Annotated in this window: 9 protein-coding genes; 5 read left to right on the top strand and 4 right to left on the bottom strand. The window is 38.7% G+C overall.

Annotated elements, in window-relative coordinates; genetic code table 11:
* Positions 1-161: 161 nt before the first annotated feature.
* Positions 162-3,074, bottom strand: a complete 2,913-nt coding sequence (locus tag PPBDW_RS19480) for a GH92 family glycosyl hydrolase (protein ID WP_036791775.1) — start codon at positions 3,072-3,074, stop codon at positions 162-164.
* Positions 3,075-3,846: 772 nt separating this feature from the next.
* Here PPBDW_RS19480 and PPBDW_RS19475 point away from each other — a divergent pair.
* Both PPBDW_RS19475 and ptsP read left to right on the top strand, forming a co-directional pair.
* Entirely contained in the window at positions 3,847-4,164 is a 318-nt protein-coding gene (locus PPBDW_RS19475; RefSeq protein WP_036791768.1) for a PTS fructose transporter subunit IIB, read from the top strand.
* Between the two features lie 27 nt (positions 4,165-4,191).
* A complete protein-coding gene (ptsP, locus tag PPBDW_RS19470; protein WP_036791765.1) occupies positions 4,192-6,681 on the top strand; it encodes a phosphoenolpyruvate--protein phosphotransferase in 2,490 nt (829 codons plus the stop codon).
* An 86-nt stretch (positions 6,682-6,767) separates the two neighbouring features.
* Here ptsP and PPBDW_RS19465 read toward each other — a convergent pair whose 3' ends face one another.
* From PPBDW_RS19465 to PPBDW_RS19455, 3 genes are all read right to left on the bottom strand, one after another.
* Positions 6,768-11,144: a M36 family metallopeptidase gene (locus PPBDW_RS19465; protein WP_036791762.1), complete on the bottom strand. Its 4,377-nt coding sequence runs from the start codon at positions 11,142-11,144 to the stop codon at positions 6,768-6,770.
* 632 nt (positions 11,145-11,776) lie between these two features.
* Complete coding sequence (locus PPBDW_RS19460) at positions 11,777-14,056, bottom strand: patatin-like phospholipase family protein (protein ID WP_036791759.1); 2,280 nt, start codon at positions 14,054-14,056, stop codon at positions 11,777-11,779.
* 139 nt (positions 14,057-14,195) lie between these two features.
* Positions 14,196-16,196, bottom strand: coding sequence for a replication initiator protein RctB domain-containing protein (locus PPBDW_RS19455; protein ID WP_036791757.1), 2,001 nt, complete (start codon positions 16,194-16,196; stop codon positions 14,196-14,198).
* A gap of 1,347 nt (positions 16,197-17,543) precedes the next feature.
* On the opposite strand from PPBDW_RS19455, the gene PPBDW_RS19450 reads away from it, so the two are divergent.
* From PPBDW_RS19450 to PPBDW_RS19440, 3 genes are all read left to right on the top strand, one after another.
* Entirely contained in the window at positions 17,544-18,758 is a 1,215-nt protein-coding gene (locus PPBDW_RS19450; protein ID WP_036791751.1) for an AAA family ATPase, read from the top strand.
* A gap of 7 nt (positions 18,759-18,765) precedes the next feature.
* Complete coding sequence (locus PPBDW_RS19445; protein ID WP_036791747.1) at positions 18,766-19,740, top strand: ParB/RepB/Spo0J family partition protein; 975 nt, start codon at positions 18,766-18,768, stop codon at positions 19,738-19,740.
* Between the two features lie 102 nt (positions 19,741-19,842).
* Entirely contained in the window at positions 19,843-21,972 is a 2,130-nt protein-coding gene (locus PPBDW_RS19440; RefSeq protein ID WP_036791744.1) for a tRNA(Met) cytidine acetyltransferase TmcA, read from the top strand.

Below are 21,972 nucleotides of genomic sequence, written 5' to 3'. Positions count from 1 at the left end.
AAACTCTCATTGCTCTATAACTATATTTTGACTCGATATCACAATTTATTATTTAGCCATGATAACGATTACTAATAATATTTTTACCTTTAAATAAAAAATCCCACGATTATTATCGTGGGATTTATATCAATGATTATAATTTAAACAAGGTTACTTAATTAACGCGCTCCAGCAGGTAGCGAGTCAGCATGCAAGAATTGACCAATACCTGTATCTGGCGGAGTTGAATCTACTGCGGCTCCCCAAAGTTTATTCGGAGTATCACCCATAGTGAATACCAGATCGCCACCATACATAATCTCATCATGGGTTAGATACGTACGGTTAAACGCTTTACCATTGAAAGTCGCATTCTGAATAAAAATATTTTCACGGCTAACATTTTTAGCTGTTACGTTAAACGACTGCCCATTACCCACATCAATCGAGGCTGTTTCAAACATTGGCGTGCCAATCTCATAGATACTGCCTGCGTTTACTGGATAGAAACCGAGGGCACGGAAAACAAACCATGATGAAAGTGTACCAAAGTCATCATTACCACAAATACCATCGGCAGTGTTGTCATAACAAACGTTCGTTGATGCCACAATCGCGGCTTGGGTCTTCCATGGTTGACCGGCGTAGTTATACAAATAAGGAACGTGTAAATCAGGTTCATTACCTTGAACGTGCTGACCAACGTTACCGGTATTAAATACTGGGAATTGGTTGTCACCCGCATTACGATCAGGGTAAGTTGACCAATATTCATCTAAACGAGCGGCAAATAATGCTCCATCTTTAGCGTCTGGATTAAACTTACGATCTGCTTGGGTCATGAGATCTTTTAAACCATGCATATCGTGTTGCACGCTAAAGAAATACTGCCAACCGTTTGACTCTGAGAACGCCCAGTTAAACATATCAGGACGCCAGTTTTTACCTGCCGTACCACCCGTTACTGGATCGGTCCAGTTTTTATCAATAAATTGGCCATCATAATCACGCGCTTTAAACCAACCTTTCCACGGTGTATTAGGCTCACCACCGAAATCAAACTGTGCCTGCCAGTTATTAGAACGGTCAGCAAATTCAGTGTAACGCGGATCATCTTCACCAAACACTAACGCAATCGATTTAGCAATCATCCAATCATTCATTGAATATTCAAGTGAGTATGATGCTGTCCATGAGTCTTTAAAAGGTGAGTGCTTACCATATGCATCAGCCTCTACATCATGTAACTGTGCAGGTACCCAACCATTTTGCTCGTACTCTTTGATCCACGAGACAGCAGACCCACTACGCGCATCCGTCACCATCGCGGTAATTAAACGTGCTTTAATGTCATCTTGCTCTAATTGACTAAAGCCAAGTTCAGTCATCCGCGCATCAAGAATCCCTTTCGCCAACACGTCATAGATAACAGGGGTTGAGTGCATACCCATCATCATCCCAGTTTCGTTACCTTTAAACGTCCATTCAGGTAGACGGCCTTTACGTGGTTGACCTGCATTACCTTCTGCATCCAAAGGTGTAAATTCTTCTTCTGCATACGACAACATCGACAGCACAACATCAGCTAACGCATTCGGAGTAAGGATAGAGGCTAGTGGTTGCACGTTACGGTATGTATCCCATAGAGAGAAAGTGTCATAGCGAGTAAAGTCAGCCTTACCGTCATTGTTAGCATCAGCTAAACGAATACCATCCACCAATGGCGCTTCTTGGCCCCAAGCTGGACGTCCATTTGGATAAGCATTACGGCCTTGGAAGGCGCGGTAATATTTACCATCAAGATCTGAGTGGGTGGTTTGACCTAAGAAAGCATGGTACATCGCAGTATAGAAAGTTTGCTTATAGGCTTCATCGCCTTCCACTTTGACTTTACCTAATAACGCTTCCCACTCATTGGTGGCATCTAAACGTACATCATCAAAGTTTTTATCAGCAACTTCAGTTAAGTTTAAGAATGCGCCGCTTAATGGCGCTTTATTCGTGCCGTCGTTACCAATCGCTGTGCTTGATAGGGCTAATTTTGCTTCAACCGTTAGTTCTTGTTTTTCAGTATCAAATTCAACATAAGCACGTGCATATTGATACTTACCAAACAGATCACGATCATTAACGATATCATAGTTTTGAGAGCCTTCAATTGAGCCTATTTCAGTAAAATCAGCTGGCGCATTAACATATTGTTTGGTTTCTTTATCGTAATAAGCAAAACGGACATTTTTGATCGGTTGATCAAACTCCATCACAAAATATTCTTTTTGAGATGCAGCCCAACCATCAGAGAAGCGATGACCAATCAAACGGTTATTTTCTTTATCCCAACGGATAAACGAGTCTGAAGTGTAATCCCAGTTAAGCTTAAAGCCAGTATTGACAATAATTTCTGATTTTTGATCACGAGGGAAAGTGTAACGATGAACACCGACGCGATCAGAAGCCGTTAATTCGGCAGTAATATCATAATCAAGCAGATCGACTTTGTAGTAACCTGCAGTCGCTTGTTCATCTTTATGTTTAAAATGTGATGCTTCTAAATTCAGGGTCGCAGAGCCTTCGTTGATCATAAAATCAGAACGGGAGTTAATTGGCATGACCAAAATATCATTTAAATCACCGGCACCCGCCCCTGAAAGGTGAGTATGAGAAAAACCACTGGTACGCGCATCATGATAATAGTAACCAGAAATATATTCCCAGCCGTTAGAACCGTTATTAGGTGATAATTGCACCATACCATTAGGTGTAGTCGCGCCTGGATAAGTATTACCTAAATTACCAGTACCGATAAATGGATTAACATAGCGCGTTACGTCCATACCCGATAACTCAACGGGAACATGGACACCCATATCAATCACCGGTTTTTCTGTACTTGGTTTATCGTCACAGTCTTCATCGCCTGTCGGTGGGCAAACAGGTTTATCACCTTCATCAACCGGTGGTAAAGTATCACCGCCATTACCATTGGGATTAGTAACATTCACGTCAATATTATTTGTTTCGTCATCACATCCAGTTAAGCCAAATGTGCCAGCGATAACGGCCATTGCAAGTAGCGTACGTTTGAATTTCATTTCAAATCCTTTTGTAATTTATTAAATATATATTCACGGTCGAAATTATCATTCATGACCACAAATTTAATTTTATCGTTATCTTTAAATGATATTCGGTATCGTTATTGGCAAGCATTATTAAGAATAAAGTTTCGTGGTGATATAGGATAAATTACGCATTCACTGCATATTTGTAACAACCGTAAATAGCTGTGAGTGGACTCTCATTGTTATATAACGATATTTTGGCTCAATATCACAGTTTGTTATTTTATTTATATATCAATAAAATCTTCAGCTATTATTTGTGTAGTATTGCGTTATATCAGATAAATAATGATTGGATAGAATAGGGCTATTAAAGCGATATTTATCCAGTTTTTATATTTTTAAAATCATTAATAATTAATGTACAGCTTAAATATATAAATATTGTCATTCTCATCCCCTTGAAATGACCTTTCGCAGCATGTAGTCCCCCGCTCATGCTGCATTTTTCTTTCCTGCTCATTTTACTTGTCATTATTTTAGCCATTGAGTCCACACTCTTATATAACAACCCATTTGATACCCAATCAGTCCCAAATAAAGCTAACATCAAAAACGCACAAAAATGCTAGTTCGTTATTCTAATACCAGTCTATAAAGCAATGAGATCCCTATCACGATTGGTTATTACGGTTACAAATGTCCTATAAAAGCGTCGTTTATCTTCTATCTTGCAATCTCATAAATACTTATATTCATGCCATCGAACTAGCACTACATTATTTAACAACAGGAGAGACACATGAGAGTTGTCGCGATTACCGCATGTCCAACAGGGATTGCACACACTTATATGGCAGCCGACAAGCTCATTGAGACAGCGAAAAAACTCGGGATCACAATCAAAGTCGAAACCCAAGGAGCAATGGGAATTGAAAACCGCCTCACCGACCAGGATGTTGAGCGTGCTGATATTGTCATCCTCGCTGCCGATATTAATGTCGAGCAAAGTGATCGTTTTAAAAAGCATCGCTGTCTAGAAGTTTCTATTCAAGATGCATTACAGCATCCACGACGCATTTTTTCTCAATGTCAGCAACTGTTGTTAACTCACCACTAACATTAAATAAATTAAGGCGTTTTATTTATGACTCATCAATTTCAGTTTCAATGTGTATTACCTAATGGTATTCACGCTCGTCCAGCGAATCATTTAGAGCAGCAGTGTCGTCAGTTTGCCTGTCAAATTATCTTAACTAACCACCGAACTAATAATTCAGGTGATGCGAAAAGTGTATTAGCGTTAGTCGGTACAGATACTTTATTAAATGATAACTGTACCTTGAACTTTGAAGGTATTGACAGTGAGCAAGCTTGCCAAACATTACAAAGCTATATTGAACAGCAGTTCCCTCATTGCGATGAAGCACTTGAAACATTAGCTGATGATAGTGAAATTGTATTGCCGCAATCATTACTTCGCCACCAGCCACATTTGATCACGGGTAAACGACTTGCTCCAGGCATTGGTTGTGGCGTGTTAGTTGCCATGAGCCAAATTGATCCACAACAGTTTGCCATAGCAGCGCACGATGATAATGAAGCGCAGCGTTTTGAACAAGCGCGTCTGCAAGTAAGCACTAACTTAAATCAGACTATAACTAACGGCTCACACCACGAACAAGAAATTACCAGTGCTCACCTAGCGATTATTAATGATTCAAGTTTTATTGATGGTGTGATGGCACTGCTAGCCAACCATTCAACTGCGAATGCTATTTTAGCGGTAATGGAAAAACTGTGTCAGCAACTTGAACAGTCAGCAAGCAGTTACTTACGTGAGCGCGTACTAGATATCAAAGATGTCTCACTGCAATTATTAACAGCCGCTTACCCTAACGTACTCGATAACCAAACGGCTTTCTCACTACAGCAACCAAGTATCGTTATCGCTAACGATCTAACTCCGAGTCAATTTTTAGGGCTTGATAAAGCATTATTACAAGGTTTGGTATTAACCCACGCTGGCAGCACCTCACATACGGTAATTTTAGCGCGCGCATTTAATATTCCAACCTTATCTGGCATTGAACTAAAAGAGTGTACAACAGCACTGAATCATAATGTTTATCTTGATGCGCAATTAGGTGTATTGGCTATCGAGCCTAGCATCGAAGTTAGTGGTTACTTCAACCGCGCAATCACACTCGCCAATACCCTTAAACAACAGCAAAGTCAGTATGCCCACCAGCAAGCAACTACCGCTGATGGTCATACAATCGAGGTAGCGGCTAATATCGCTTGTTCAGTCGAAGCTGCTAATGCTTTTGCTCAAGGTGCTGAGGGAATTGGCTTATTCCGCACTGAAATGCTGTTTATGGATCGCCACCAAGCACCCGATGAAGAAGAGCAGTTTAATCATTACCGTGAAGTGTTAACCGCAGCCAATGGTAAATCTGTGATCATTCGTACCATGGATATTGGTGGTGATAAGCCAATTGATTACCTTGCCCTGCCTCATGAAAATAATCCGTTCCTTGGTTACCGTGCTGTGCGTATATACCCACAGTTCTTAGCGCTATTTCATACCCAACTAACGGCTATTTTACGTGCATCGGTCCATGGCAAAGCAAAAATCATGATCCCAATGATTCAAAGCATTGAAGAAATCCGCTGGGTTAAGCAACAATTACAATTAGTAAAACAACAACTGACCGAACAAAACATTGCCTTTGATACCGATATTCAACTAGGCATCATGGTTGAAGTACCATCTGTAGCGTTTATTGTTGATTTATTCTGTCAGGAAGTTGATTTCTTCAGTATTGGCTCCAATGATATGACCCAATATCTATTAGCGGTTGATCGTGATAACGCTAGTGTTTCAAAACTGTATAACAGCTTAGCGCCCGCTTTCCTACGCCTATTGAAGCAAGTGGTTACTACTGCCCATGCTCACGGTAAATGGGTTGGTTTATGTGGCGAACTTGGTGCAGACAGTAAAGTACTACCATTATTGGTTGGCGCAGGTCTTGATGAAATAAGTATGAGCGCCCCTAAGATCGCTGCCACTAAAGCGCATTTAACTACAATCAACTTCACTGATAGCCAAACGTTATTTGCACAGGCGTGTGAGTGCGCCACAATTGAAGACGTTGAGGCCTTACTTGAACAACGTCAAGCACAATTAAAGCCGATCTTAGTTCAGCAATGTGTATTTAAAGCCGCAGACTTTGCTAATAAAGAAGAAGTAATCCAAGCATTAGTCGGTAACTTAGGTATTCAAGGTCGTACTGATGATGTGTATAAGCTTGAAGATGATGTGTGGGCGCGTGAAGCGGTATTCTCAACCGGTTTAGGACATGGGTTTGCAATTCCACATACTAAATCTGAACATATTCGTCATTCTAGTATCAGTATTGCCCATCTTGATAAACCTATTGATTGGATGTCTGACTCTGGCGATGTCGATTTCATTATCATGTTAACGCTAAATAAAGACCAAGGTGATCAACACATGCGTATCTTTGCAGGCCTTGCTCGTAAACTCATCCATGAAAGTTTCCGTGACAGTTTACGCCAAGCTGAGTCTCCTGAAGCAATCATTGCCATTATTGAAGACCAAATTGGTTTATAACCCTTACCACCACACCTAAAAATAAAACCCCTCCATTGCCATAACAAAGCAACGGAGGGGTTTTCTTGTTTTAGACCAGCAGTTAATTACTGACGTAATACATCAAGTGGGAAATTATCAACAGTATCTAGTTGCTGATCATTATCGTCATCGATATCTTGCACATCAGGAATAGTATCGTTATCGCTATCAGTAAGCTGTGTTCGAGTCACAATCTCATACGCAATACCACCATTAGCCTGATTCGCATTATCGTCCAGTTGCATCACATCGAGATGATAAACACCACGAATATTGTCGGTAACCGCCATTGGACCCGCTTTAAACAGTAATCTAACCACTCCTTCATTTTTACCTTGGCTGGTGGTTGTCGTCGCTGTATTTAAATTACGAATAATATGTGGTAATTGAGTGATCGTTTGCCATTCATCTTGCCCTGTAAAGTTAACTAAATTGAGCAGTAGTTGCCCGCCTTGTTGTAAAAACCGTTGTTGCTCAGCAGTACCAATCTGAAGAATGATTGGACTGTTATCTTTGGCAATACTACGGGCAATAAAGCTAACTTCTTCCGTTAAGCTCGTTAATAAATCAACCACATTCATATTTCGCCAAGCGATATTATTGTTGTAACGAGTATTGTAATTGATGTTCGCGGTTTCAGGATTCGTCATTGGATCTTGAGGGTTAACTAATCGTGCAATTAAACAATAATGACCCGTACCCGATGGCGTCCAGCCGACAGTTGCCTCTGCATCAGCCCCAACAGCTAAACTACCGATGGTATCAGTGCCTAATAAGTTCCAATCTGCAGGCCATGATAATCCTGTTGCAGCATGCGCCCAATACACTTCAACCGTCGTATTAAAGGCTGTTGCTGCACCACGATTTTTAACATTAACGTGGATCTCGTTCGGTTGGCCATATTCTGGGTTTTGATGGCCACCCGTACTACCGACGGTAGTACGGTTCCAAATCGCTTTACTACGCCACATACTCAAGCCGAACATATTGGCATCAGGCTCATTGCCAGTATCCGGTAAGGTACCAGTATAGTCATAATGGGTATCTTCAACCCATACATCAGCGGTATTATCACAAGCGGTTGGAATAGCAAACCCATCCGTCACATTTAAGCTGTTATTACTAACAGATATCGCATCGACGCCTAATCCAAAATCAGCAAACGCTTGCCATACCAAACACACATCTTCACCAGAATAATTATCAATCGCGGCTTGAATTACCCCATCTCGAGCATCGATAAAGCTTGGCGAACAAATAGTATTTTTCAGCCCTTCGGTGAAATACAACAACGCACGTTGATTACCACTACCACCTGCTGAGTTATAAAAATCGCTGTCAAAACCATGAGCAGCAATCAGTGCCCAATAAACTTCCCAGCCAGCCTGAGTCCAAACAGAGCCAATACCATGCGGTACTGACATGCCAGAGGTAATACTTTCATAGGTGTAATCGTTTATGGCAGGATCAGTACTGTATTGCTGTGGACGAATACCAGCACCAGTAACAGGCTGACCTAATACATAAGTCCCGATACCACGTGGATCTGTCCCTGCTGCACCGGCTTGATGCGTTAACATTAATGCGTATAAATCACTGATCCCTTCAGAAGGACGCTGATAATTATTCAAGCAGTTAACATTACTTGCGCCACCAATTAAGCGATTAGAAATACCATGGGCATATTCATGAACAATAATGGCGCCATCATAATCACCATCACGCTCAGGGGTAGTAAGATTCCATAAATACATTTGCATTCGCGGTCGACTACCGTCTGCTGGAGTATAAAAGTTAGCATTGTTATAGCCACCGCCATCTTGTGATTCTGCGCGAACATCATCGCCACCAAGCCCTGCACCACCATATTGATTAACTTGGAAGTTTCCTGAGGCCTGATCAAAACCATACATATAGGTAATATCGTGAATAATATTATTCCAATAGAATAAATTAGCTGTCGCTGCATAGCTGCTATCTGCTGGCGCTAAACTTAAATCCAATGGGAATAAACAATTTAATCCAGCACCACAATCAGGTTCTGTTGCTGAGGGTGAACCACTGTTATCTGAATCGTTATAAGCATGAACATTATTCCCTCGCATAATGGTATATTCAGCACCAATACTGGCATTAGTATCATGCCACTTCCACGGTGAGCCAGGGCTTACTGCCGGATTAGTTATTGTTTGACGCGTGTTAACGGGAGTAGCATGGCTTGGTGATTCAATCGGAACGGGAAATACTTCATAGCTATCACTGTCAACTTGATCAAAGAAAGCTAATACATCGCCATTTTGAGCATCCACCAACATTTGATAAACATGACGTTGATCGTGGGTGAATAAAACAAAACTCCATGCTAAACGTAACAGATCGCCTTTTATTGGAAAATATACTAATTTTGCTTCAATTAATTCTTTCGATGCCGTCGTTGCACGAACGGTCGATTTTTGATCATCGCGGCTAAGATCTTCACTGTCGATCGTTGGCTGGTGGATAAGATTGATCCCTACCTCCTTCGCTCCATTAATGATCGCTTGCTGAATCGAGATCGTTGGAGCAACTTTACTTGTTACAACTTGATCAACCGCGGGTGAAAAACCATTATTAACACTTAAAATACGTCCGTCTCGATTAACATTCACCTGCAATAAAGCATTGAAAATATCGCGTCCATGATGCTGTTGTTGAAAATAATAACGCTGCGCTCCCGTTACCTCAGTTTGACGTACTTGTTGACTAACATTAGCTAAGTCTGTTGAAGATAATCTTAAAAGATCACGCTGCTGCTCAAGAAAATCCATCACTACCGTTGCAACAGGCTTCGCTGGATCCGCTTCGGTTAGATAGCCAGTTTTATTATAAATAACCCGCGCCACACCGGTTTTTTTATCGAAATCCACATCCAGTGTTGGTAATCGCTGACTTAATATAGCCTGCGCATTTATCTGAGTTGTTGTAGGCGTAATATTAACGTTTGCCGTTGAGGCTATTCGCATATCATAATTAGCGGTTTCAATATGATCTGTCGTATCTTGACGTTCTGATAGATATAAATCGACATTATTAATACTTAATGGTGCGGCCGTTACTGCCTTTTGAACCATGAATCCTATCGCTTTGGCTTTTATATCATGCGCACCAACACTGGTTTTAAACACTAAAGCACCTTCACTGGTAAAGGTATCCTCCCCCGTAATACCTATCGGTGTTAATGCATCATCTAAATAAACTTCAGCGCCCTTAATGGGATTACCATTAACATCATAAACATTCACTACAAATTGAGCATTTAAAGCCGTGATCACATCAACTTCAGAGTCATTAAACGTTACTTGGCACCCTAATGTTTTATCCTGTTTGGCTAAAACAAAGTTATCAGAAGTACAACTTGCAAAAGCATCTGCATTCACCGTCTGGCTACTATCATCGAAAAATTTGAGGGTTAAATATAATGCTTCACTATTTGCATCAGCAAAGCTTAAATTAAGCGGAATGGTTGCTTGATAAGCGCTATTAGTCGTTGTTGGAGGACTAAACGTAATTGCATTATCAAAGACAATCATGCTGTCAGGATTAATCACTTTAAGTTGAGTACGTAAATTATTTATGTCATTAACATGGTTAACAATATTAGAAGGAATTTCGATTGTTAAGTTAGTGGTATCACCCTGCGAGTTAAAATCAAACACCGCAACCGCCATTAACGGCACAATATCGTAATGAATATTCGTCGTCGTCGCATCAATAATCAGTGGTGAATTAGAAAGGGCAAGTTTACCTATATGTTTATTATCATCATAAAAATTAACCCCTAAATTATAATTACCAAACGCAATATTAAAATATAAATCAGACCGTGATGTTGCCGGATTAATCAAGAATTTCATCTCGGCAGCATTATCAATCTCAATCCCAACCATAGGATTATTTAATGCTAATAAATTTAATTGAGCCGCATCCATATTAAAAAATAGCTTTGCCATCTCAGGATTAACGGATATTTGAGTATCAATATTACCTAGCACTGGGCTTATTGCCATATCCACTAGTGCCTTGTCACCGGTCACTTCAGTGGTAAGCTCACCATAATAGGTTTGTTCATTATGCTGTAAATTAAGCACAAAATGATAATTAGCAGGTGCTAGTCCTAACGTAGTTGCCGATGATATTTCAAAACTGTCTAAATTTAAATACGCTTTCCAATCAAAGGTTTCTGTGGTGTTTTCATCTAGATTAGTTACCGTCAACTTACCAGCAACTAATATCGGAGCTTGTACATTCTTAGCCGTTGCTTCATTACTATCATTTAATATCTGAAATGCACTAAATTTAGGTGAAAAATCAACCGTCACTGCATCAACTTTAGAGCTGCTATCATTACAACCAACAATTGATAACAATAAACACAGCAAGATCCAATAATGCAGCCTTTTCATAATACGTCCTTCTCTAATTTTTACTTATGATGTCAGCCCACCTGACACAAGATAAAATTATAGAGACCGCAAATTATCAATTACGTCTTATTATAAAGACTATTATTTCGCCTTATAAAATATAACACCGATTCCTACCCCATAAATGATGCAGATCTCATTCGAACATATCTAACATTTATTATTTATTTAACAACAGCTTGTAGCTTATTTATCACCTTAAAATCACTGCTTATTACCATCAATAGTTAGCATATTGCGATTGATTACTCCCGCCTCTTAAAAATAAGGAAAGCGTAATGCAAACAAGTTATTGGGCTGCTGATGCTTTTATTATTGCCAGTATCATATTGTGGATCACTGTCAGCGGTATTTTTATGATTACATTAAAATAATCATAAAAAAAATCGAGCCTAAAAAGGCTCGAAAAAAATCATATAATACTTTTAACTGCTTGGTTGTTAATCCATTCGTATCCTTACAAATAGAAAACATACAAATAAAAGCAAAAGGTTATATCAAGAACGATTATCAACAAAAGCAGTAGTTAATTGTCAATAACATGTAAAGTATTAAATAAAATTATACCTACAATAAAAAATAATCATACTTAGGCTGGGATTTATTAATATTTATAATGTTCCACCTAATGAAAGATAAAATGAACTTTCGCCAGTAGATGTTTGACCATAACTTAAATAAACAGGCCCTAAAATAGAATCTACGGCAACATATACACTGCCCGCAGTAATTGCACTATTCCAACTCATCGCTGATGTACGATCCCATACACCTCCTTTTTCAAGCGAGCCACCAACATAAACGGGTAATTTAATCGCACCAAAATTATTATCAATCACTCGATAACGATAAACTAAGCTAGTTAAAGCACTATAGCGACCATTTAATTCATAGCGATGATAACCTGATAGATTAAATAATCCACCCAGATCTTGTGCATAAATAGGCAATAAATCATCTGCATCTGAACCGGCAGTTTTTATTGAAGCGACTAGTGTATGTCTATCATATGTAAATGGTTTTATCATCGATACATCATAATATAACGTATCACCATATTCATGCTTACCAGTATCTGGCCGACGGAGCGTATTACTATATCCAATTTCGCTATTAAAATAAGAACCGTGAGCTGGAAAGAAAAAACTGTCCAAATCATCGTAAGTCAGATTTATATATGGCCCATAGGTATCATAATTTTCTTTACGATCAATTGAAGTAACGGTAATGCTACCCGTTTGTCCTTTATAACCTAACGTTAATGCTGCCCAAGGTTTAATATTCCAACCCATTTCAACATAAGCATGGGTTTGGTTATATTTAGCATCAATATTTTTTAATTCTTTTTCGTTAAGATTATAATAACTGAAGTTGTCAAACCGACGAATTTCATTACTTGTTTCAGCACCAAATGCGGTAAAAAAGTGTTGTTGGTAATCAATTGGGAAATAAAACTCGGTAGTTATATTTTTCCAGCTACCTAATTTCCACTCAAGTAACCACTCACCACCTTTATCGGTAAGATCGGTATAAATATATTGAGCACCAAAAGAAAAATCAGAACGACTCTCAAAATCATCTTCAAATGCGAGCGTAAAGTTTAAATACCCAGGTCCCCATGATTTCTCATTAATATCCATAATAAGAATATTTTTATTATCTTTTTGTTTTATTGAATAATTAATTCGACCATAGATATCTTCACTTTGTAAACGCTTAACGGCTTGCTCTAACTCTTTATTAGTAATAACTTTTCCAGTTTTTAACTCTAATTGCGCTAATAGCGTTTTATCTGGAAGATTAGTATTATTTACAATTTTAATATCATCAATAAAATAAGAGTCATGTGCAGATAAACGCACTCGACGAAGATTTTTTTGTTTATTATATTCAGCATATGCTGACGGTGATAATTGATAGCGTAATAAACGAGGTAACGACGCTAGAGCCACTTTGCGTCCTGCTTGATAAGCTTGTTCTAATTTATCAAAATCAGCCGCTGTCATAAAAGAAACATTAGGCTGTAAATAAACATCGCTAGGCTTCATTAAGCTTTTTTGATAATCAGCACTAGCATTGGTCATAAAGGTTGTTAACTGCGACACAATATTTAAGGCACTGTCTAAATCTTTTTTGGGCATTAAACTATCACGAAGATCAACAGCGATAATCACATTAGCACCAAGCTGCTTAGCGACATCAACTGGCATATTGTTAACCACCCCACCATCGACCAATAATTTATTATCTAAATGGACGGGTTTTAACGCACCAGGTACGGTCATAGATGCTTGCATTGCCGTAGCTAAATGACCAGACCCAATTACAACAGGTGTTACTTTAGTTATATCAGTGGCAACACTACGATAAGGAATAGCGAGTCGATCAAACGTTTTTAATGCCGGTAAATTATCAGTGAGTTGACGTAAAAGTACAGCTAGCCCCTGTCCTTGAAAAGCACCTGGACGAGATTTAAATTCACCATCAATACCTAAACCTAAATCGGTATGCAGCTGATAAGTATCATTTTGTTTTTTTCGTCGTAACGATAAGTCATTACGGCTCGCTCGATCGATATAACCCGTATTCCAATTTATATCAAAAGTACGTTGTTTGACTTCTTTGGCAGAGAGACCCATGGCATACATACCACCGACATAGGCCCCCATACTGGTACCCGTCACGATATCTACAGGAATACGGTTTTCTTCTAAAACCTCAAGCACCCCAATATGGGCAGCACCTTTCGCTCCACCACCACTAAGCACTACCCCAATTTTAGGGCGATCAATTACGGGACGATCTGCTTCAGCAGCATAGGCATTAGCAGCTGGCGTACTAATAATAATACAAAATAAGACACTGCTAAAATCCTTCTTACTGAACAACATCGTCTAACTCCGCTAACAATAATACTTAGTATCACGTCCTGCACATTCGGCATTACGTGTTAACTCTATTTACTGTTTATTAAAACAAAAAGAGCACCTAGAAGCACTCTCTTTCTCTGTACTCCACAATGATTCTTCGTTAAATACCTTTAGCGACATCGTCTAATGCGGTTAATACTTGCTCGGTAATATGGCCCTCATGAACCAGTTTACATATCTTGCGACGAACAGCTAATCCTGAAATTAAACGCTCAATCGACAAATGACGCTCATCTTGACGGCTATTATACAATTCGACCGTTTTGCTTAACGTTTCATAGCTCACTCGCTCACCCGCGACATGAAGCCAATCAAGCTTCTCTAAATATCCCTGACACTCTTCTGTAATTGTAGTAGCCGGATGACCAGTCATTGCCGATAACGCTGTTATACTACGTTGTAGCGCTTCTGAAGAGGTATATTTAGATAAAACGATTGTTAATTCATCTGCGTTAATTTCAACTAAATGTTTACGTAACTTTATTCGACGTCCTAAACGACCACGAGGACGAGGTTCTTTACGCTGGATCGGTTCAAATTCACCATCAATAATTGCAGATAATTGATCCAATGCTTGCTTTGGCATAATTTCATTACGTAATGGATTTGGCATTGTTGGTGCCATGTTACGTTTGCCTTCATTGGTTGTTTTCGCTCGAGAATAACGAATAACCTCTTCAGCGTCAGACCGAATATCAACGCGATAATCAGTATAACGTTTATCAATATCGTCAGCAGATATCGTTAAATGATATCCCCATAAATTCACGGCAAACATTGTCTCGGTTACTTTTCCTTCCGCTAATTTCTTCAGTTCCCGAATAATATCTGAAGAGAAACGGCGCCACTCAATATTCCTTGCAAGCTTTTGATTTAACTCGCTTAAAAGCATTGAATCTACCACACGACGAGACATTCGACTTCTAAAAAATGTGTATAACTGAAACACTAATGTATGTTGACGTAAGATCTCTGGTGGAAATAAGAAAAAATAATCGCGAGTTAATAATTCATCAAAAAATGACGGTTCCCAAACTAAAATATACAGATTAGGTTTAATTCGAATTTCACCATCTTCACCTTCTTGAGGTGCTTCTTCTGATGCTGTGATTGTACGTGCTATAAATCGAAACCGATCACTTTTAAAACCTTCAGGCATATTTTCACTAAGCCAGCGGCCTGTTAATTCATGCAACTGAAAATCAGTAAATTCAATACGATCAATACTTTCGCGAATAGAATCACGTGCTGGACCACTGTCTTTTTTACCACGTAATGCCAAAATATCAGTAATATATACAGGGGTTTTATTCGCCATTGATCGTAGTTGAATTTCATAATCCGCAAGATGATGATCATGGTATTGTACTGTTAACGTAAACAACGCAAACAACGTCATAAGATCATCAACTGTCATGATCGATTTTGAAGATCGAGTTTCGATGATCGCTTTCGTTCCACTGATCGCAACCATTGCTTTTTGATAACTTTTTTTAGTCCGTGGCGGTGCTAAAGCCTGATCAATGATACCAGCCCAACTGGTTGGTGATACCACAATTTGATCTGCTTCATCAGGCATAGAAGGAGGAGTACCTAAGCCATATTCAGTCAGTAAACGACGATTAACATGATTTTGTGCTAACGCTTTAGAACGCTTTTGTTTTTCACGTTGTTTAAATTGTTCTGAGAGTAAACTACCGGTACCAAGTTGAGAAATCAGCAAGGCTGGATTAATAAAATGATGCAACATTGTTTTACCAGCCAGACCTTCTTCAAACCGTACTGGTTGTTGGCTAAATAAACCAACTGTCACCGCTGCTCGTAAACGTTGTTGAATTGCTGCTCGAGTTAATTGCCCTTCAGTAGCTTCAATAAGTTCAGTTGTTGAAACCATACCATCTTGGGTTGATAGGCCACGTAATGAAATAATATTTAATAACTCAATAATACTTTTGGTCACACCTTTAAAATGTTGATACTGAGGTAACCAGTCAACCAGATTTGCTGGGATCACAAATAAATGACCATCTTTGTGTGATCTTGGTGCTTCGATCAATATCTTATCAATCGGGTTTTTTTTAGTATTTCGAGCGGAGTTCATTTGTCATTGGCCGTAGAAGCATCATCTTTCCGTAAAGATTAATAGAAAAAGATCAAGAAAGAAAGTTTTTTATTTAAAGATTTTAAAACTGATCTTTATGATTAAATCTGATCTTATTGATATTATGATCTAATGATCAGGTGTAAAATACCCACGTAAGTACTTGTTTATAAGTGGTATTATTTTTACTGCTATTGGAACGATGATCAATGTAAATCCAGAAACATGATCATATAGAGCGTGAAAGCATGATCATAATAGCTATGGAAAGATGATCATTAGCAACCTGAAAACATGATCATAATAATAATGAAAGCATGATCATCATTCACTCTCACCTTTTCCACAATGTTATCCACAGCCATGATAGTAAAGTGTGTGTTTTTAGTGAAAAGGCGCACTTTCTATGTCGATTCTGCTCTTTCTTGTACTGGAAAGATGATCATGATTATGCGTTTTCAAGTTTCAAATTGATATTTTATCCTTGAGCCTTCTCTTTAGTGTCTATTTGAAGTTGATTTAACAGCTAATTGAAATGACATTCAACGTAAAAAGAGGGCTAAATGTCATCTATCCGTTGTTGGATCAATGATCATCAGGAAAAATGTGTATTTCAATCTGACCGAATGCTTAAATTTCGCTTTGTTTTAGTTACTTTAATCTTATCTTTATATTCTCACAGCCCTTATTGAATCAGCATTCTCCGTAGTTCTACTCTTATTTTACATGCTTCCGTAGCGTTTAAAGTAACTAACTGATCATCGTTGTTACTCTTGATCATTTTTCCGTTATTAATTAGTTGAAAATACGTGGTTTACAGCCTTATTTTAATGCTTTTTGTCGCTTGATCATCGTTTCATTTTATTTAAATTTCCAATGGAACAATGATCAAGTAGCGAGCTATTTTTTTGATAATGGGATATCTAATTTCAGCTTGTTTTTTAGATAATTAGCCTTTATTTTCAATTTTAGACTGATTTGCTAATGAAATTGGCTAATTTCATTAGCATTATTATATTATTAGTATAAAAGATGATTTTAATATTGAAATAGCATTGACCGTAAACTATCCCTATTTTTTCATTGTTCCGCTTAAGACTGACCGAAGTAAGATTTACAATGTAAACTTGTGACGCTGTAACATTTTTATGAAATGGTTTTTCTTGGGGGATTAAGTTAGATATTAAAACTAGATTAAGTCTAAAAAGTATTAAATTTAATGCTTTTTGCATTAAAGTATGTTTTTTAGTTGAGATTAGTCTCACATGTTTTTGTTCAGCTTTTTATTGTTTATAGTGATATCTATTGTACAATATAGTCAGTCAATCATCATGGCGTAGAGTAATAATGAATAGGGAACAGACGATACAAAATTTGCTCAACATTGCAGAGCAAACCAAACAAGTACAAGCTGATCGTATTGAAATTGTCTTAGAAGAGCGTCGTGACGAGGTTTTTCCGCCAATGTCAAAAGCGCTAATGGAGACACGTTCAGGTTTAACTCGTCGAAAATTAGATGATGCAATTTCACGGATGGAAGCAACGGGTCATCAATTTACTAAAAATAAAGCTAACCATTATTCAATAACCCTTGAAGAAGCGCATCAATTGATGGCTGCAGCAAAAAAACCTGCCTTTTATGAACGAGAAGGTGCTGGACGTAAACCATGGGTGGTGAATGTTCAGAATCAAAAGGGGGGAACTGGAAAATCAATGACAGCAGTACATATTGCTGCTTGTTTAGCGTTAGATTTAGATAAGCGCTACCGAATTTGCCTTATTGACCTCGATCCTCAAGGATCATTACGTTTATTTCTCAACCCTTTGATCAGTATTGGTAAGCAAGAAACGATTTATTCTGCTGTCGATGTTATGTTAGATAATGTGCCTGAGGGAGTATTAACGGATAAGCATTTTGTGATGGATAATGTGGTAATGCCAACTCAATATCCAAACCTTAAAACGATCGCAGCTTTCCCTGAAGATGCCATGTTCAATGCTGACGCTTGGCAGGATTTAGCCGTAAATCAAGATCTTGATATTGTCCGTTTGCTTAAAGAGAAAGTGATTGATCCTATCGCTGATGAGTTTGATATCATTATGATTGATACTGGCCCTCATATCGATCCTTTAGTATGGAATGCAATGTATGCATCTAATGCTTTGATTATTCCATGTGCTGCAAAGCGTTTAGACTGGGCATCTACGGTTAACTTTTTTCAGCATTTACCTACCGTTTATGAGATGTTTCCAGAAGATTGGCATGGATTAGAATTTATTCGTCTAATGCCGACTATGTTTGAAGATGATAATAAAAAGCAAGTTTCTGTATTAACGGAAATGAATTACTTGTTACGTGAGCAAGTAATGATGGCAACAGTGCCACGAAGCCGTGCTTTTGAGACATGTGCTGATACTTATAGTACTGTTTTTGATCTTACTGCTGCTGAATTTGAAGGGGGAAAAAAGACCCTTTCAACCGCTCAGGAAGCTATTCAGCGGGTTGGTCTTGAATTAGAACGTGTTATGCACAGCCACTGGGCAAACTTGAACGAGGAGTAATTGACAGATGGCAATTAAAACTACAGATCTTAACGCACGTTTATTTGGCAAAGCAGATAAACGCCGCGCTACTAACGTTACAGAAGCACAAACAGCAGCTCGTGATAAAGCTGCGGTTATTGAATTAGCTGTTGCGGGTGAAGATACTGTTGCTTTTGAATTAGTAAAAGTAAAGGCAGATGATGTCAGTACTCAAACTATCGTTTTTGCTGAAAATGCCCGTGAACAAGCCTTCTTAAATGAGCATGCTTTAGCGGATATTTTGGTGACATTAAAAGATCGTGGCCAACAATATCCAGCTGTGGGCCGTTGGCTTGATGATGGTCGTATTGAAGTATTAGACGGTAGTCGCCGTCGCATGTCTTGTATTATTGCTCATAAAGATTTTTTAATTTATGTCGCTCAAGGCATCAATACTGAACATGCTAAGTTTCTATCTGATGTAGCTAACGCGCATAAACCGTTATCACTGTTTGAACGTGGTAAAGAAATGCAATCGTTGCTCGACTCGGGTAAAGTTGCTGATCAAAAAGAGCTCGCTAAATATTTACAATGTAGTGAAGCATTAGTCAGTGGTGCGTTAAAAGCGGCTAGTTTGCCTATGGAATTGTTGATGGCTTATCCAAGTGTTGGTGAACTTGGTCGTCCAACAATTGTGAAACTTCATCGTATCTTTTTTGGTTTAAATCATGAGCAGCAACAGCAGATGATTGCTGATTTAAGTGGTGATAATGCGTCATTATGGAAAACAATTAATGCGCAGGGGATTAGTCGTATTACTCGTGAAGTGACTGGAAAACTAGAGCAATTAGGCGAGCAATTACATCCTAAAGCTGTAGTAGAAAAGCCAACATCACAAGATTTAATTAAAGGAAAAGTTTCTTATACTCGTGACGGTGATAAGTTACAGCTTAAATTAAAAAAGATGAGTGATCGTCAAATTAATGATGTGTTAGCTTATTTAGATGATTATCTGAAGTAACGGTTTATTTTGCTTAATAAAAACCACGCTATTATGCGTGGTTTTTTTATGCCTGTTGTGGCTGTGTTATGATTTATTTGTCATTTATTTTTGGATCTATTTATGTCGGTGCCGTTAGATACTTTTTTTGCTCAACTTCAGCAGCAGTTATCGCAGCATTTTTGCCGCCAATTAGTGGTATTAGAAGGTAGTTTAGAATGGGCAGCAACAACAGCTGTCATTGTTGGTAAACACTTTCCACAGCGGTTATGGAGTGGTGAGAATGCACCTGTATCATTTACATCATCATCATTTAAACAGTCAAAGCAATGGCTTGGACAAGAGTTTGATATGGTGGTTATTAATGGTTTAGATGGGATCAATGCTGATACGCTAGGTGCACTTTCTGGCACGATTAGAGGCGGTGGTATATTAGTGATTATAGCACCACCTACATGGCGTTTAAGCGATGCAGCTACGCCGTTTTATCAACGTTTAGGTCGATTATTTGTTAACCCTGAAGTAGTGCTCATTCAGCAATCGCAACCACAGCAGCAGCTTTCTTTAATGACGTTGTTCCAACAGGTAATTTCGCTGCCTACCTTTATTGATATTAACACTCAGCGTAGTTGTTTAACCGCCGGCCAGTCTGAAGCTGTAGATGCGATTATTAAAGTGATGACAGGGCACCGTAAACGACCATTAGTTTTATCAGCTGATCGTGGCCGTGGAAAATCAGCAGCGTTAGGTATTGCAGCGGCAGAATTATTACAAACTCGAACGATTAAAGTTGCTGTTACTGCGCCTTCATTTGCCTGCGCTGAGACGGTGTTTAAACATGCTAAGTTACGATTACCAGCAACCGATCATCCTCATCGTCATCAATTGCATTTAGGAGCGAGTCGAGTTGAATTTATCGCTGCCGATAGGATTGTGAATGAAGCTCATAATTTTGATTTTATTATTGTAGATGAAGCTGCTGCTATCCCTGCATCGATTTTAACTGCGCTACTTGGATGTCATAACCGATTAGTTTTTGCGACCACTATTCATGGTTATGAAGGCACTGGACGTGGATTTGAGATTAAATTTAAACAAAGATTAACTGAGAGTATGCCCCAATGGAGAAGTTATCATTTGGAGCAGCCAATAAGATGGGCGAAAGGTGATCCACTAGAGGCTTGGGTTTTTAAAGCATTATTACTTGCAGCTCAAGCGCCTAATCTTATTGATATAGAAACCACAACTGTTACTGAATCGATAAGTTATTCGGTGTTGCCAGCGGCAGAACTCGCTCATAATGAAGTATTGCTGAATCAACTTTTTGGTTTATTAATTAATGCTCATTACCAAACCTCTCCTAATGATATTCAACAACTCTTGGATGATCCTAATTTAAGACTACTTATTGCTTCACAATCTGAGGTAATTATTGGTTGCTGTGTGGTGTCGAAAGAGGGCGGATTTGATAAACAATTAGCCCAGTTAGTGATGCAGGGCAAGCGTCGTCCACAAGGGCATTTGCTGGCGCAATCACTGGCGGCACATTTAGGTTATGCTATTGCAGCAGAACAGCATTGTTATCGTATATTGCGTATTGCAGTCGCGTATGGTTTTCAACAACAGGGGATTGGTACGCAATTAATTAATACCGTGTTGCAACAGGCGAAGGATGAGAATATTGATTATATCGGTACAAGTTTTGGCGCGGTTAGTGAGTTAGTTGATTTTTGGTCTCATTGTTTATTGCGGCCCCTAAGATTAGGTATTACTAAAGATGTTGCGAGTGGTCATCATTCATTGTTGTGCGTTAAGCCATTATCGAATGCTGCTCAGTTATGGTTTGATGATGCCCAATCTTTGTTTGGCGCTTCTTTTTCTTGTCAGCGTGTTGAACAATTCAACCAATTAGATAGTCACTTATTCTTTAAATTATATTCTGATAATGTTCAACAACCTCTAAATTATGGTTTATCGCAATCACAAATCAATCATCAATTGGAAATATTTGTTGCCGGTGGGCTTGGTTATGATGTCGTGGTTGCAAGCCTTGAAAGTTGGTTGTCACAGTTTCTATTGCGAGATGATTGCCATTGGGATGATGATTTAGGTTTTGCGATTGCAAAAATTTTACAGAAACAATCTTGGTTAGTTATGGTCGAGCGGTACCATTTATCCAGTCGAAAGTTGGCCCAGCAGCATTTACGTGATGTTGTTGCTCGCTATTATTCTTTATCTTCTTCAGTTCACTAG

The sequence above is a fragment of the Photobacterium kishitanii genome (assembly GCF_000613045.3).
GTDB lineage: Bacteria > Pseudomonadota > Gammaproteobacteria > Enterobacterales > Vibrionaceae > Photobacterium > Photobacterium kishitanii.
This window is presented reverse-complemented; position numbering and strand designations above follow the sequence as displayed.

Bases quoted from the DNA above. Each gene is read 5' to 3' on its own strand.
- PPBDW_RS19480 (WP_036791775.1), bottom strand. From the start codon at position 3,074: ATGAAATTCAAACGTACGCTACTTGCAATGGCCGTTATCGCTGGCACA.
- PPBDW_RS19475 (WP_036791768.1), top strand. From the start codon at position 3,847: ATGAGAGTTGTCGCGATTACCGCATGTCCAACAGGGATTGCACACACT.
- ptsP (WP_036791765.1), top strand. From the start codon at position 4,192: ATGACTCATCAATTTCAGTTTCAATGTGTATTACCTAATGGTATTCAC.
- PPBDW_RS19465 (WP_036791762.1), bottom strand. From the start codon at position 11,144: ATGAAAAGGCTGCATTATTGGATCTTGCTGTGTTTATTGTTATCAATT.
- PPBDW_RS19460 (WP_036791759.1), bottom strand. From the start codon at position 14,056: ATGTTGTTCAGTAAGAAGGATTTTAGCAGTGTCTTATTTTGTATTATT.
- PPBDW_RS19455 (WP_036791757.1), bottom strand. From the start codon at position 16,196: ATGAACTCCGCTCGAAATACTAAAAAAAACCCGATTGATAAGATATTG.
- PPBDW_RS19450 (WP_036791751.1), top strand. From the start codon at position 17,544: ATGAATAGGGAACAGACGATACAAAATTTGCTCAACATTGCAGAGCAA.
- PPBDW_RS19445 (WP_036791747.1), top strand. From the start codon at position 18,766: ATGGCAATTAAAACTACAGATCTTAACGCACGTTTATTTGGCAAAGCA.
- PPBDW_RS19440 (WP_036791744.1), top strand. From the start codon at position 19,843: ATGTCGGTGCCGTTAGATACTTTTTTTGCTCAACTTCAGCAGCAGTTA.